This window comes from Sphingomonas sp. PAMC 26621, from assembly GCF_000251145.1.
Lineage (GTDB): Bacteria > Pseudomonadota > Alphaproteobacteria > Sphingomonadales > Sphingomonadaceae > Sphingomonas.
On record NZ_AIDW01000012.1, the window covers coordinates 16,390 to 29,048 of the forward strand.

12 protein-coding genes are annotated in these 12,659 nt (G+C 65.4%); 10 read left to right on the forward strand and 2 right to left on the reverse strand.

Going from position 1 to position 12,659, the window contains the following annotated elements:
• Window positions 1–254: 254 nt before the first annotated feature.
• The 6 genes from RI03_RS05230 to RI03_RS05255 all read left to right on the forward strand — a co-directional run bounded on the left by RI03_RS05230 (window position 255) and on the right by RI03_RS05255 (window position 6,550).
• Window positions 255–2,942, forward strand: a complete 2,688-nt coding sequence (locus tag RI03_RS05230; protein ID WP_026046470.1) for a DUF294 nucleotidyltransferase-like domain-containing protein — start codon at window positions 255–257, stop codon at window positions 2,940–2,942.
• Window positions 2,939–3,406, forward strand: a complete 468-nt coding sequence (locus tag RI03_RS05235) for a peroxiredoxin (RefSeq protein WP_010215715.1) — start codon at window positions 2,939–2,941, stop codon at window positions 3,404–3,406. The genes RI03_RS05230 and RI03_RS05235 overlap by 4 nt, the downstream gene beginning before the upstream one ends.
• Before the next feature lie 210 nt (window positions 3,407–3,616).
• Window positions 3,617–4,828, forward strand: coding sequence for a M23 family metallopeptidase (locus RI03_RS05240; RefSeq protein ID WP_010215717.1), 1,212 nt, complete (start codon window positions 3,617–3,619; stop codon window positions 4,826–4,828).
• 47 nt (window positions 4,829–4,875) lie between these two features.
• Complete coding sequence (erpA, locus tag RI03_RS05245; RefSeq protein ID WP_010215719.1) at window positions 4,876–5,217, forward strand: iron-sulfur cluster insertion protein ErpA; 342 nt, start codon at window positions 4,876–4,878, stop codon at window positions 5,215–5,217.
• Between the two features lie 30 nt (window positions 5,218–5,247).
• Window positions 5,248–6,018 carry an exodeoxyribonuclease III gene (xth, locus tag RI03_RS05250; protein WP_010215721.1) on the forward strand — a complete coding sequence of 257 codons (771 nt, stop codon included), beginning with the start codon at window positions 5,248–5,250 and terminating at the stop codon, window positions 6,016–6,018.
• 280 nt (window positions 6,019–6,298) lie between these two features.
• Entirely contained in the window at window positions 6,299–6,550 is a 252-nt protein-coding gene (locus RI03_RS05255; RefSeq protein WP_010215722.1) for a hypothetical protein, read from the forward strand.
• Window positions 6,551–6,598: 48 nt separating this feature from the next.
• Here RI03_RS05255 and RI03_RS05260 read toward each other — a convergent pair whose 3' ends face one another.
• Window positions 6,599–7,756 carry a GNAT family N-acetyltransferase gene (locus RI03_RS05260; protein WP_010215724.1) on the reverse strand — a complete coding sequence of 386 codons (1,158 nt, stop codon included), beginning with the start codon at window positions 7,754–7,756 and terminating at the stop codon, window positions 6,599–6,601.
• Between the two features lie 134 nt (window positions 7,757–7,890).
• On the opposite strand from RI03_RS05260, the gene RI03_RS05265 reads away from it, so the two are divergent.
• Window positions 7,891–8,991, forward strand: a complete 1,101-nt coding sequence (locus tag RI03_RS05265; RefSeq protein WP_010215727.1) for a fatty acid desaturase family protein — start codon at window positions 7,891–7,893, stop codon at window positions 8,989–8,991.
• A gap of 150 nt (window positions 8,992–9,141) precedes the next feature.
• Here the strand turns inward: RI03_RS05265 and RI03_RS05270 are convergent, their stop codons facing one another.
• Window positions 9,142–10,050: a metal-dependent hydrolase gene (locus RI03_RS05270; RefSeq protein WP_170318345.1), complete on the reverse strand. Its 909-nt coding sequence runs from the start codon at window positions 10,048–10,050 to the stop codon at window positions 9,142–9,144.
• 40 nt (window positions 10,051–10,090) lie between these two features.
• Here RI03_RS05270 and RI03_RS05275 point away from each other — a divergent pair, with 40 nt between their 5' ends.
• From RI03_RS05275 to RI03_RS05285, 3 genes are all read left to right on the forward strand, one after another.
• Window positions 10,091–10,702: a TetR/AcrR family transcriptional regulator gene (locus RI03_RS05275; protein WP_010162741.1), complete on the forward strand. Its 612-nt coding sequence runs from the start codon at window positions 10,091–10,093 to the stop codon at window positions 10,700–10,702.
• A 17-nt stretch (window positions 10,703–10,719) separates the two neighbouring features.
• A complete protein-coding gene (gene obgE / locus RI03_RS05280; protein ID WP_010162742.1) occupies window positions 10,720–11,766 on the forward strand; it encodes a GTPase ObgE in 1,047 nt (348 codons plus the stop codon).
• A gap of 321 nt (window positions 11,767–12,087) precedes the next feature.
• Window positions 12,088–12,648, forward strand: a complete 561-nt coding sequence (locus RI03_RS05285; protein WP_010215731.1) for a Uma2 family endonuclease — start codon at window positions 12,088–12,090, stop codon at window positions 12,646–12,648.
• Window positions 12,649–12,659 lie beyond the last annotated feature (11 nt).

A 12,659-nucleotide genomic window follows, 5' to 3' on the forward strand; every position in this document is an offset into this window, starting at 1 on the left:
CCCAGGGACGGTTTCAAGCGCAGATAAAAGTCGCTCGATTTCCGTTGGGTAGTCAGGTTCGGGGAGATACGCCGTCTTCAGCGTAGCGCTCAGCGCATCAGTTCGATGCGGCGCACCGACGACGAACTGTGCGTGTGACGGAGGATCCGTTTTTATGACAAAATGCATCGGCATATAGAGACAACGTTCGACTCGCCGGATCGTTGCCCGATTTAGGTTTTGATCGGCCGTATTAGTTGCGAGGCAATTGGTGTATGGCTTTCGAACAGAGGGTTATTTCTGCGGTGCATCGTGCGCGCGGCAATGCGCCGTTCCTTGCGCACTTGCTCGACCGGGAACCCCGACTCGCGGCGGCATTGGCCCAGGGGCAACTTCCGTCGCTGCGTGATCTCACGATCGATCTCGAGCCTCTCCCGACGGCGCAGCGGTTGCGCCTCATGAGACGCCGCCTCGCACTCCGGATCGCGATCGGCGATCTGGCCGGGGTCGAAGATCTGACCACCGTCACGCGGGCGCTTTCGGACTTTGCCGACTTCGCACTGCATACCGCGATCATCACCGCCATTGCCGAGCGGACGCCGGACGCGGCTCCGGTCGGCTTCGCGGCGATCGCGCTGGGCAAACAGGGAAGTCACGAGCTCAATTATTCGTCGGACATCGATCCGATCCTGATCTTCGACCCGCACACCCTGCCGTGCCGCAAGGGCGAGGCACCCGAAGCCGCTGCGGTACGGATCGCGCGGCGCGTCGTCGAACTGCTGCAGGCCCGCGACGGCGACGGGTATGTCCTCCGCGTCGATCTGCGGCTGCGTCCCTCTCCCGAAGTCACGCCGATCGCGCTGTCGGTCGATGCGGCGATTTCCTATTACGAATCGCTTGCGCTGCCGTGGGAGCGCGCAGCGTTCATCCGCGCCCGCGCGGCTGCGGGGGATCGTGCGCTGGGCGAGCGGTTTCTTGCCGCCGTGGCGCCGTTCGTATGGCGGCGCGCGCTCGATTTCGGCGCAATCGGTGAAATCCGCGGCATTTCCCGGCGCATTCGCGACCATTACGCGCAGGGGCAGGTGTTCGGCCCGGGGTTCGATCTCAAGCGCGGCCGTGGCGGCATCCGCGAGGTCGAGTTCTTCGCGCAGATCCACCAGTTGATCCACGGCGGACGCGACCCGGCGCTCCGCGTGCCTGCAACCCGGGATGCGCTTGCAGCGCTCGCGGCGGCGGGGTGGGTCGATTCGGACGAAGCCGAGCGATTGTCCGCTGCCTACACGCTGTTCCGCACGATCGAACACCGCGTGCAGATGATCGAGGATCGCCAGACGCATCAATTGCCGAGCGGCGCATTGCTTGATGGCGTTGCCCGGCTGCACGGCGTGGCCGACGGGGATGCCTTGCTTGCGTTGCTGGCTCCGCCGGTTGCGACCACCGCGCGGACCTATGACGGGCTTGATCCCGACTCGGGGGATACGCTGTCGTTCGACCGCGAGACGCTGGCGGAGCAACTTGGCGCGGCGGGGTTCGGCGACCCGACCGTCGCCGTTCAACGGATCGAACAATGGCGCGGCGGAAGTTATCCGGCGCTGCGCAGCCCCGCCGCGCGCGCGGCGCTGGAGGCGGTGCTGCCGCCGTTGATCGCGGCGCTGGGGACCGCGCCCGATCCGCTTGGTGCGATCGTACGGCTCGACCGGATGCTGGCGCGGCTGACCAGCGCGGTCAATTTCTTCCGATTGCTCGAGGCGCGGCCGGCGCTGGCACGGTTGCTTGCGCTGATCCTCAGCCACGCGGTGACGCTGGCGGAAGATCTCGCGGGGCGGCCCGAGCTGTTAGACGGGCTGATCGACGCGAGCGCGCTCGATCCAGTCGGCGATGTCCCTGCGCTGATGCGCGAGATGGCGGGTGGCGAGGATTACCAGGCGCAGCTCGATCACGTTCGCCGCGTGGTCGGCGAGAAGCGTTTTGCGCTGGGGACGCAGATCGTCGCGGCGGTGGCGGATCCGCTCGACGTGTCGGCTGGCTATGCGCGGGTCGCCGAGGCGGCGATCGGCGTGCTGGCGGCGGCGACGATCGCCGAGTTCGCGGTCGCGCACGGTGTGGTCCCGGGGAGTGAGCTGGTGATCCTCGCGCTCGGGCGACTGGGCGGCGGCGCGTTGACGCATGCCTCGGACCTTGACCTCATCTATCTTTTTACCGGCGATTATCTGGCTGAATCCGACGGGCGCAAGCCGCTCGGCGCGGTGCTCTATTACAACCGGCTCGCGCAACGGGTGAGCGCGGCGCTGTCGGTCCCGACCGCGTCGGGGCCGCTGTACGAGATCGACACGCGGCTGCGCCCGTCGGGGACGCAGGGGCCGCTGACCGTCTCGGTCGAGGGGTTCGCCAAATATCAGCGCGAGCAGGCGTGGACGTGGGAACATATGGCGCTGACCCGCGCCCGCCCGGTGTTCGGCGCCCCCGCGGCGCGCGCGGCAGTCGACGCGATCATTCGGGGGGTGTTGCGAGGGGATCGCCCGGAGCGCGACGTGCCGGCGGACGCGCGCGCGATGCGGGGCGAGATGGCGCGCCACAAGCCGCCGCTCGGGCCGCTCGATGCCAAGCTGTTGCCGGGTGGTCTGGTCGACCTGGAATTCGCGGTCCACATCGTCCAGCTCGGGAGCGGCGTCGGGCTCGACCCCAGTCTCAACCGCGCGATCGATGCGTTGATCGCGGCGAACCTCGCGCCGGCCGGGATGGCGGCGGCGTATCGCCTGCTCGGGCGGTTGCTGGTCACGCTCCGGCTCGTCGCGCCGACCGCCGAGCCGCCCGGGCCGGCAACACAGGCGCTGATCGCGGGGGCGTTGCACATGGCGGATTGGGGGGAGGTGGTTGCATCGCTCGAAACCACGCGGCAGGACGTGGCGGATTGGTTGGCGCAGGCAGAGGGGCTGGCGCAGGCGGAAGGGGACGGGGCATGACGGCATTGGTGGAAGGCGCGAAACTCCCGAAGATCGATCTGACCGGGCCGGACGGCGAACGGATCGATCTGCAACGCTATCTCGGCAAGCCGTTCGTGCTGTACTTTTACCCCAAGGACGACACCTCGGGGTGCACCCGCGAGGCGCAGGGGTTCAGCGCGGCCTATCCCGAATTCGAGCGGCTTGGCGTAGCGGTACTTGGGGTATCGCGCGACACGCCCGAGAAACATCGCAAGTTCACCGCGAAATACGATCTTACCGTGCCGCTGGCGTCCGCCGACAGTGACGAAACCCTCGAAGCCGCGGGCGTGTGGATCGAGAAAAAGCTCTACGGAAAGGCCTATTTGGGGATCGACCGATCGACCTTCCTGTTCGATTCCGCGGGCGTGCTGGTGCGGGCGTGGCGCAAGGTCCGCGTGCCCGGCCATGTCGATCAGGTGCTTGAGGCCGCACGCGCGCTCTAGAGCCGATTCGCGTGGTTAACGCGCCCCTCGGCACCCAATTCAACGACTCGCCGTAGCGACGGTCCGGTTCGACGCGGCCGGGGCGTACGTGACTTGCCGTACGACGAAAAGTTCCCTCAAAACAGCATCGGCCAGTTTCGGGGGCTGAGACTGGTCGAATACAAGCGCGCGTCGGGTTGTCCGACAACCGCATATGGTCGTCGGGGTCCAATGAAAACGAACGTATTTTCGATTGCGTCTGCCGCGCGGTTCGCAACCCGCGTCGGGACCTATTTCAAGACCCGCGACTTCATCCTGCACGATGGCCGCAACCTCAAGCGGTTCCGGATCGGCGCAAAGGCGCAGGCGGTTGCCGCCTCTGTCGCCGGCGTCACGATGTGCTTCTCGGCGTATGGCGTCGCGCAGGCTGCCGTCGGCGCCGCGACGATGACCGGGATCGTCGCCGCCCCGCAGTCCCCCGAAATCAAGGTCGCGCAGATGCGGCTCAGCGTCGCCCGGCTTCAGCGCGATATCGCGACGATCCGTGCTGCCGCCGAAGCGCATGCGGTCCGCGTCGATCAGCGTCAGGCGCTTCTGGTCGCTGCGGTCGGCGGCAAGGCCGACGTCGCGCTGCTGTCGCAGCCGACCCCGATCGTCGACGCAAAAGCCGACGCGGTCGCTGCCGATGTCGTAGCGCCGCTCAAGAAGATCGAAGCGCAGCAGCTTGCCGCCGCAAGTGACGTGCGCCGCCTCGTCGACCGTCGTCTCGACCGTACCGTCGCGCATGTCCGCAGCCTCGGCCTTTCGCCCGAGCGGCTGGTCAAGCGCCAGCGCGTTGCAATGGGCGGTCCGTTCGAAGCCGCGAGCAGCTCAGCGGCAGAAGCCGACCTGCGCGCCGACACGCAATTCCGGTCGTTGTTCATGACGTGGAAAAAGCTCGATACGCTCCAGCAGGGCGTGATCGCGATTCCCTCGGCGCAGCCGGTCGAGCATCTTGCCTACACCAGCAACTACGGGATCCGCTCCGACCCGTTCCGCGGGACCGCCGCGATGCATGCCGGGGTCGACATTCCCGGTCCGATGGGCACCCCCGTCTACGCCACCGCCGACGGCGTCGTCGATCGTGCCGAGTGCGCGGGCGGTTACGGCAATCTGGTCGAGCTCGATCATGGCAAGGGCATCCAGACGCGCTACGGGCATCTGTCGAAGATTCTCGTAGAGGCGGGCACTCACGTTCATCGTGGTCAGCTGATCGCCTTGCTCGGGTCGACCGGGCGTTCGACCGGGCCACATCTCCATTATGAAGTCCGGATCGACGGCCATGCGGTGAACCCGGTGCCGTTCCTCCAGACTGCCGATTATCTCGTTGCCGCGCAGGACAAGTCGATCCATGCGATCCCGGTCTCGGTTGGTGGCCCGGCCGCAGCCGACGCGGCAGACTGAGTCGAGCCGCGGTTGCCGATGCGACCGCGAAGGCTTATCTTCTGCGAATGGCCACAGTACTCGCACCCGAAATCGCGCTGACTCCCTCGGCAGCCGCCCGCGTCGCCACGATCGCGGCGAAACAGGGCAAGCCCGCCATCCTGCGGCTTGCGGTCGATGGGGGCGGGTGTTCGGGGTTCCAGTATCGGTTTGGCTTTGCCGATGCGATCGAATCCGACGACACCGTCGCGGAACTGGACGGCGTCATGCTGGTGGTCGATTCGGTCAGCCTCGATCTCGTCCGCGGCGCGGCGGTGGATTATGTCGAGGAACTCGGCGGCGCGGCGTTCCGCGTGACCAACCCCAATGCCGCTTCGGGTTGCGGTTGCGGTTCCAGCTTCTCGGTGTAACGTCCGCCCCGACCAACAGGGGCTGCGTGCGTGAAGATCGTCACTTACAATATCAACGGCATCAAGGCGCGGCTTCCGCGCTTGCTGGAATATCTCGCCGAGCAACGACCCGATGTGGTGTGCCTGCAGGAACTCAAGACCAGCGACGAGACCTTTCCCGAGGCGGATATCCGCGCAGCGGGCTATGGCGTCGTGTGGCATGGTCAGAAAAGCTGGAACGGTGTCGCGGTCCTCGCGCGCGATGCCGAGCCGGTCGAGCGCCAGCGCGGCCTCGACGGGGAACCCGAGGACGAGCACAGCCGCTATCTCGAGGTCGAGATCGGCGACCTGATCGTCGCATCGATCTATCTTCCCAACGGCAACCCGCGCCCCGGGCCCAAGTTCGACTACAAGTTGCGTTGGATCGACCGCCTCGCGGCGCGCGCGCGCACGCTGCTGTCGGAGGAGCGCGCGGTCGTGCTGGCGGGCGACTACAACGTAATTCTCAATGACGACGACACCTATTCGGTCCGTGCGATGCAGGAGGATGCACTGATGCAGCCCGAGAGCCGTGGCGGGCTTCGCGCGTTGATCGCGCAAGGGTGGACCGACGCGCTGCGGACGCGGCACCCCGGGGGCGGGGTGTGGACGTTCTGGGACTATCAGGCGGGCGCGTGGCAGCGCGACGCCGGTTTCCGGATCGATCACCTCCTGCTGAGTCCGATCGCCGCTGACCGGCTGATCGATGCGGGCGTCGACAAGGCCTATCGCGCTCGCGAAAAGGCGAGCGACCATGCGCCGACCTGGGTGTCGCTCCGGTAGGCGGAGGCGGACGGCGGTGGCCCCCGGACGATCGACGGTGGTGCGGCCTCCGTTACCTCGCCCAATCCCAAGCGGTTTGTCCCTTGATGTGACCTGTTGCGACAGTTTTGACGCGATACCGAGATACGGTAACAAGCGCCGACATTTGGGATAACACGCCAGGTGATTTTAGAGAATATGCAGCTAAGTAACTGAAACTACGTCCTCCGACTGTATGGCATGTATAATGCACTGCTACACATATCGTCGCTGCTCCCAGCGTCGAAATGCGGAGGAACCCATGTTTAAGCTCGCTTTCACGCTCGCCACTGTCGCCCTGGTTGGCACATCCCCGGCGGTTGCCCGGGATCGCCTCAAGGCGCCGGCCCTGTCGACCGCCGTTGCGGCGTCCGGGGTCGATCTGGCGTCCGTATCCGATCGTCAGCGCTATTGCGTCATCGATACACCGACCGGCTCCCACATCCGCAACAAGGTCTGCAAGACCCGGCCCGAATGGCTCGACGAAGGCTTCGATCCGATCGCCAAGAAATGATCCGCCAAGGGCTTGCGGCGACCCGGCCGCAAGCCCGCTGCCGGGCGGCTAGAGCGTCTTCTCGTAGATCCAGTAGCGCTTGTTGACGTCGCATCCGATCGCGTCCGCGATCGAGCGCATTCCCTGATTGTCCTCGAGGATCCAGCCGATCTCGCCACGGGTCGCGCCATAATTGGCGACCGACGCGCGCTTGATGTACTCGATCATCATGAAGGCAAGCTGGCTTGCCATCCGCGACGATTGCAGTTCCTTGAGCACGCCCATCAGGGGCACCCGCATCGTCTTGACCTTGGGCTTGCGGAGCCACAGCAGCAGCTTGGCCCAGCCGAACGGGAGCAGGTTGCCCTTGAGCGGCGCGATCGCCTCGTTGAGGTCGGGTAGCGTGATCATGAATGCGACCGGACGCCCGTCGACTTCGGCGATGCGGATCAGGTCGTTGAACACGATCGGCTTGAGCTTGACCCCGACGTCCTTGATTTCGGGCGGGGTGAGCGGGACGAACCCCCAATTGTCCGACCATGCATCGTTGAGGATCGCGAGGATGATCGCGGCTTCCTCGTCGAACCTGGTCTTGTCCACCTCGCGGATGCGGATCCGCGGGTTATTCTCGCCAGACGCGATGATCCGCTGGAGCAGGGGCGGGAAGGGCAAAGTGATGTCGAGCTCGTAGGTGAGCAACTCCTTGACGCGCTTGTACCCGGCATTCTCGATCCAGTCGCGATATTCGGGTTTGGCGTGGCCCATCATGATCGTCGGGGGATGGTCATAGCCGTCGACCAGCAATCCGGGTTCTTCCCACACCGACATGCTGATCGGCCCGAGCACGCGAGTCATCCCCTTGTGCCGGAGCCAGCCCTCGGCAGCCTCGATTAACGCGCGCGCGACGATCCCGTCTTCCGAATCGAGCAGTCCGAACTGGCCGCAGCCGGGGCCGAAGCCCTGCGCAGGACTCATCGTCAACGCGAGCGTGTCGATATGCGCGGAAATCCGCCCGACGACTTTTCCGTCGCGTTCGGCGAGGAACAACTGCGCCTCCGCATGGCTGAACCAGCCATTCTTCGCGGGCGTGATCAACCCGAGCGCCTCGCCTTTCAGCGGTGGGATCCAGTTCGGATCACCCTTGTACAGGCGGAAGGGGAGGTCGACAAATCGCTTCCGGTCGGCCTTGGAGATGATCGGACGGATGACGAGCGCGCTGTTGGCCACTGGGAGATCACCTTATAGAATGAGGCAGCCCTCCCGTGCGCTGCCCGCCAAGTCAAGTCGTTGCGCATGCGATGCCAGGTTGCCCCCTGTTTTTGCCCAGTTCTAGCCACTATCTTGGGTCAATGCCTACGCCCATGACGACGTCGCTGACCTTTGACCGCCGCGCCGATGCGCGCCCGACTCCGCCCGTTCGCGTGCCTTTGTCCGCGATCACGGACGACAAGGCGATGCTGCGCGCGGTGGTCGAGCTTACGCGCGACCTCAATACGCCCAATCCCATGATCTACTGGACCGATCTGCTGCTGTCGGCGACGACGGGGTATGCCGGGCTCGCGGTTGCGATGACGGTCGGGTCGGTGGGCTGGGCGCTGGTCGCGGCGGTCGTCGCGATCCTCGGCCTCTATCGCGCGGGCATGTTCATTCACGAAGTGTCGCACATGAAGCACAGCGCGCTTCCGGGGTTCCGGACCGGGTTCAATCTCGTCGTTGGTATCCCTTTGCTCGTGCCGTCCTTCATGTACGAAGGTGTCCATAACCTCCACCATGCCAAGACCCGCTACGGCACGTCGGAAGATCCGGAATATCTGCCGCTCGCGCACATGAAGCCGTGGACGCTGCCGCTGTTCCTCCTCTCCTCGATCCTGGCGCCAGTCGCGCTTCTGTTCCGCTATGCGGTGCTGACTCCGCTGTCGCTTGTGATCCCGGGCATGCATGCGAAGCTGGTTGCGCGCTATTCGTCGCTGTCGATCAATCCGCAGTTCCGCCGCCGGATGCCCGATGGCGACGTCGCGGCGCAGTGGCGCTGGCTCGAGGGCGCCTGCAGCCTGTGGTCGATCACGCTGATCGCGCTCGTCGCCACGGGGGTGTTCCCGGTTCACATGTTCGCGATCGCGCTTGGCGTTGCCTCGGGGGTCTATGTGCTCAACCAGGTCCGTACGCTGGTGGCGCATCTCTGGGACAATGACGGCGAGACGATGAGCGTCACGGCGCAATATCTCGATACGGTCAACGTTCCGCCGCCCGCGCTGTTGCCGGTGCTGTGGGCGCCGGTGGGGCTGCGCTATCATGCGCTGCATCACCTGCTGCCGAGTGTGCCATATCACGCGCTCAACGAGGCGCATCGCCGGCTGGTGACGACGCTGGCGCCGGATTCGCCGTATCACAAGTCGAATTACGCGGGGCTGCCGGGGCTGGTGGCGCGGCTGGTGCGCAGTACGATGGGGCGGCGGAGCTAGACCCGGCCGAACACTTTGGATTCTCCCAACCGTTCGTTTCGAGCGTAGTCGAGAAACCCGGTACAACGCAGGCTTCTCGACTTCGCTCGAAGCGAACGTGGTGATTAATGCCCTTGAACGGGAAGCGCTGAAGGACGCTCCCTTGTTTCCTCAGGCCGCTGCCACTGTGGCGCGCGGTAGAACCGCATCGGCATAGTCGCTCTCCGCCAGCGCGATCAGCGCGCGGTCGTCGTGCTTCCACGGGTGGAAGCCGGGCAGGAAGAACGCCAGCCAGGCGCCCAGGATCTTGCGCGCCATCCCCGGGCGACCGAGCGCGTACCACAGGATGCCGCGATGCGCGCGAAAGCCGGTGATGCCGTCTTGGCGCAACAGTTCGAGCATGCCCTTATACCGCCCGACGAAGAACTTCTGCGTCGTCGCGAGCATGACGATCGCCTTGACGATCCAGCGCCGCCGGCGCGGCCAGTCGCGGGTCGCGTGAAGCCACGTGTCGTAGGCGACACCCTTGTGCTCGATTTCTTCGGCGGCATGCCAGCGCCACAGCGCGGCGGCCTGCTCGTCCCCGCCCGCTAAATGGCGCGGGTTCGCGATCAGTTCGTGCGCGAGCATCGCGGTGAAATGCTCCAGCGCCATCGTCGCGGCGAGCGCGCCGATCGGCGGCTTGCCCTTGGTGAGCGCAAGCGCCTGGTCGATATGCTGTTCGAGCAAGCGGGTGTCATAACCCTGGTCGGTGACATGGCGGTTGAACGCGACATGCTCGCGGGTGTGGATCACTTCCTGCTTGATGAACGCCTGGATCTCGCCGCGCAGCCGGGGCGGCGTGCCCTCGCGAAAATTGCGGACGCTATCGACGAAAAAGCCTTCGCCCTTGGGGAAGGTGACCGACAGCGCGTTATAAAAAGCGGTCGCGAACGGATCGTTGTTGAGCCACCAGCGGCGCATCGTCGTTCCCCGGCCAAAGCGCAGGTCGCGCGGCGTGATCGTCAGGTCGGCGGGAGTGGTTGCTTTCGCCACGAAATCCTCCAAGTGTTGGTGGACTGCAGCGCTCCGTAGCGGCATGCACTGCTGACAGCTCTGTCAATAGGTCGTACTTACATCCGTGTCAATAATCCGCAAACGTCTCAGCCCCGAAGAATCGCGTGATGCCGCAATCGAAGCCGCGCGTGCGCTGCTGATCGAACAGGGGCCGCAAGCGGTCACTCTCAAGGCGGTCGCGGCGCGGATCGGTCGGACGCATGCCAATCTGCTGCATCATTTCGGGTCGGCGGCGGACCTGCAACGCGCGCTGATCTCGCACCTTGCCGATACGATCACGGCTGAAATCGGCGCCGCCGCGAAGCGCGCGCGCGCGGGCGAGGCGGACCCGCGCGAGATCGTCGACCTTACGTTCGATGCGTTCGCCAACGGCGCGGGGGCGATGGCGTCGTGGATGATTCTCTCGGGCAACCACGATGCGCTCGATCCGGTGCTGACCGCGATCCACCGGCTGGTCGACGAGCTGGCCGAGGGTGATGCATCGGGCAAGGCGATCTACGAGGAAACACTGCAACTGGTGCTGATGGCGATGGGCGATGCACTGCTCGGGCGCGCGATGGCGAATGCGCTCGGGCTGCCGCCCGAAGCCGCGCGGACGATCGCGACTCGCGCGCTGATCGCATCGCGGACTGGCGAATCACCGGCTGATACGGCTAGTCTGGCTAAAATCGCATAATCCGCTAAGGAGCGGCCATGCATTTCCTTGACCAAGCAAAAATCTTCGTCCGATCGGGCGCGGGCGGCCCCGGGGCCGTCAGTTTCCGGCGTGAGAAGTTCATCGAATATGGCGGCCCCGACGGCGGCAACGGCGGCAAGGGTGGCGACATCATTTTCGAGGCGATTCCCGGCCTCAATACGCTGATCGATTTCCGCTACACCCAGCATTTCCGCGCACCGCGCGGTGCCGGCGGGTCGGGATCGAATCGGACCGGCGGGGGCGGCGATGATCTCATCATCCGCGTGCCGATCGGGACTCAGGTGCTGTCCGAGGATCAGGAAGAGGTGCTCGCCGACTTCACCGTGCCGGGCGAGCGAGTCGTGTTCCTGCGCGGCGGCGATGGCGGACGCGGCAATGCGACCTACAAGACCTCGACCAACCGTGCCCCGCGCCAGCACGGCACCGGCTGGCCGTCGCAGGAGATGTATGTCTGGCTGCGGTTGAAGCTGCTGGCGGACGCCGGGCTCGTCGGGCTGCCGAACGCGGGCAAATCCACCTTCATCAATGCGGTGACCAACGCGCAGGCGAAGGTCGGCGCGTATCCGTTCACGACCGTGCGCCCGCAATTGGGCGTGGTCAGCCGCTACAATCGCGAATTCGTCGTCGCGGATATCCCCGGCCTGATCGAGGGGGCGGCGGAAGGTGCGGGCATCGGCGACCGATTCCTCGGGCATATCGAGCGGTGCAAGGTGCTGCTTCATCTGGTCGATGCGACCGAGGATAACCCTGTGGATAACTACAGGATCGTCCGTGGAGAACTCGAGGCGTATGGCGCGGGGCTTGTGGATAAGCCGCAGGTGATCGGCCTCAACAAGGTCGATGCTCTCGACCCGGCGGACGTCAAGAAGCTGATCACCAAGCTCAAGCGCGCGAGCAAGGCCGAGGTGCTCCCGCTATCGGGCGCGAGCGGCGCCGGGATCGATGCGGTGCTCGACCGGCTGATCGAGGCGATCGGCCCGGCGGAGACGGTGGCGAAGCGCGACGACGGCAGCGACGAACCGGCGGAGTGGTCGCCGGTTTGAGGGGGGCTGGGGGTTCGAGCTGCGGCCGTCACCCCGGCGGAGGCCGCTGCGAAACCCTTATTTAGCGTCACCCTGAACTTGTTTCAGGGTCCACCGCGGAACAAGCCCGGTCCGTGCCTGCTGCACGGTGGATGCTGAAACGAGTTCAGCATGACGCCGGTTGAGTTACGTGCGGGTGCGTATCGCCGCATCCGAGTCTTTCGCAAAGGCCGCGCGGTTGTGGCTCGGGGCCTTGGTTGCGCGTTCAACGTGACGGCCCGGGCTTGCGCCGGGGTGACGGTTGGCTAGGCGATCGGGTGCCTCACATGTTATGGTAAGGGCATGCGACCCGACCCCGCCTATCGCAAGATCACGGCAGACGAATTCCTCGCGATGGAATTCGGCACGGACCGCAAGTTCGAGCTTGCCGATGGCGTGATCGTGATGATGGCGGGCGGCACCGAGCCGCACGCTTGGGTCCAAGGCAATATCTTCGTCTGGCTGCGGACGAAGCTGAAGGGCACGCGCTGCCGCCCCTATGGGCCCGACATGGCGGTCCGGATCACCGAGACCGACGTGCGCTACCCCGACGTCAGTATCTTTTGCGACCAGCGCCCGCGCGATGAGTTGACCGAGGTGCGGGCTTTGTCGGACCCGACGGTGGTGATCGAAGTCCTGTCGCCTAGCACGACGACGCTCGATCAGGGGACCAAGCTCGATCTTTACGAAACGCTGAAGAGCATTCGGACTATCGTGTTCGTGGATCCGATCAACGAGATGCTTCGCACGCGCGAGCGAACCGCGACGGGGTGGTACGACCAGATGTTCTCCGCGCAAACGGGGATCGTGATCCCCACGCTCGGCATCACCATCCCGCACGACGAGATCTTCGCGCGCGACTGATCCCGCCCAAG

Coding starts and splice junctions, on each gene's coding strand:
- RI03_RS05230 (WP_026046470.1), top strand. CDS start 255: ATGGCTTTCGAACAGAGGGTTATTTCTGCGGTGCATCGTGCGCGCGGC.
- RI03_RS05235 (WP_010215715.1), top strand. CDS start 2,939: ATGACGGCATTGGTGGAAGGCGCGAAACTCCCGAAGATCGATCTGACC.
- RI03_RS05240 (WP_010215717.1), top strand. CDS start 3,617: ATGAAAACGAACGTATTTTCGATTGCGTCTGCCGCGCGGTTCGCAACC.
- erpA (WP_010215719.1), top strand. CDS start 4,876: ATGGCCACAGTACTCGCACCCGAAATCGCGCTGACTCCCTCGGCAGCC.
- RI03_RS05255 (WP_010215722.1), top strand. CDS start 6,299: ATGTTTAAGCTCGCTTTCACGCTCGCCACTGTCGCCCTGGTTGGCACA.
- RI03_RS05265 (WP_010215727.1), top strand. CDS start 7,891: ATGACGACGTCGCTGACCTTTGACCGCCGCGCCGATGCGCGCCCGACT.
- RI03_RS05270 (WP_170318345.1), bottom strand. CDS start 10,050: ATGCCGCTACGGAGCGCTGCAGTCCACCAACACTTGGAGGATTTCGTG.
- obgE (WP_010162742.1), top strand. CDS start 10,720: ATGCATTTCCTTGACCAAGCAAAAATCTTCGTCCGATCGGGCGCGGGC.
- RI03_RS05285 (WP_010215731.1), top strand. CDS start 12,088: ATGCGACCCGACCCCGCCTATCGCAAGATCACGGCAGACGAATTCCTC.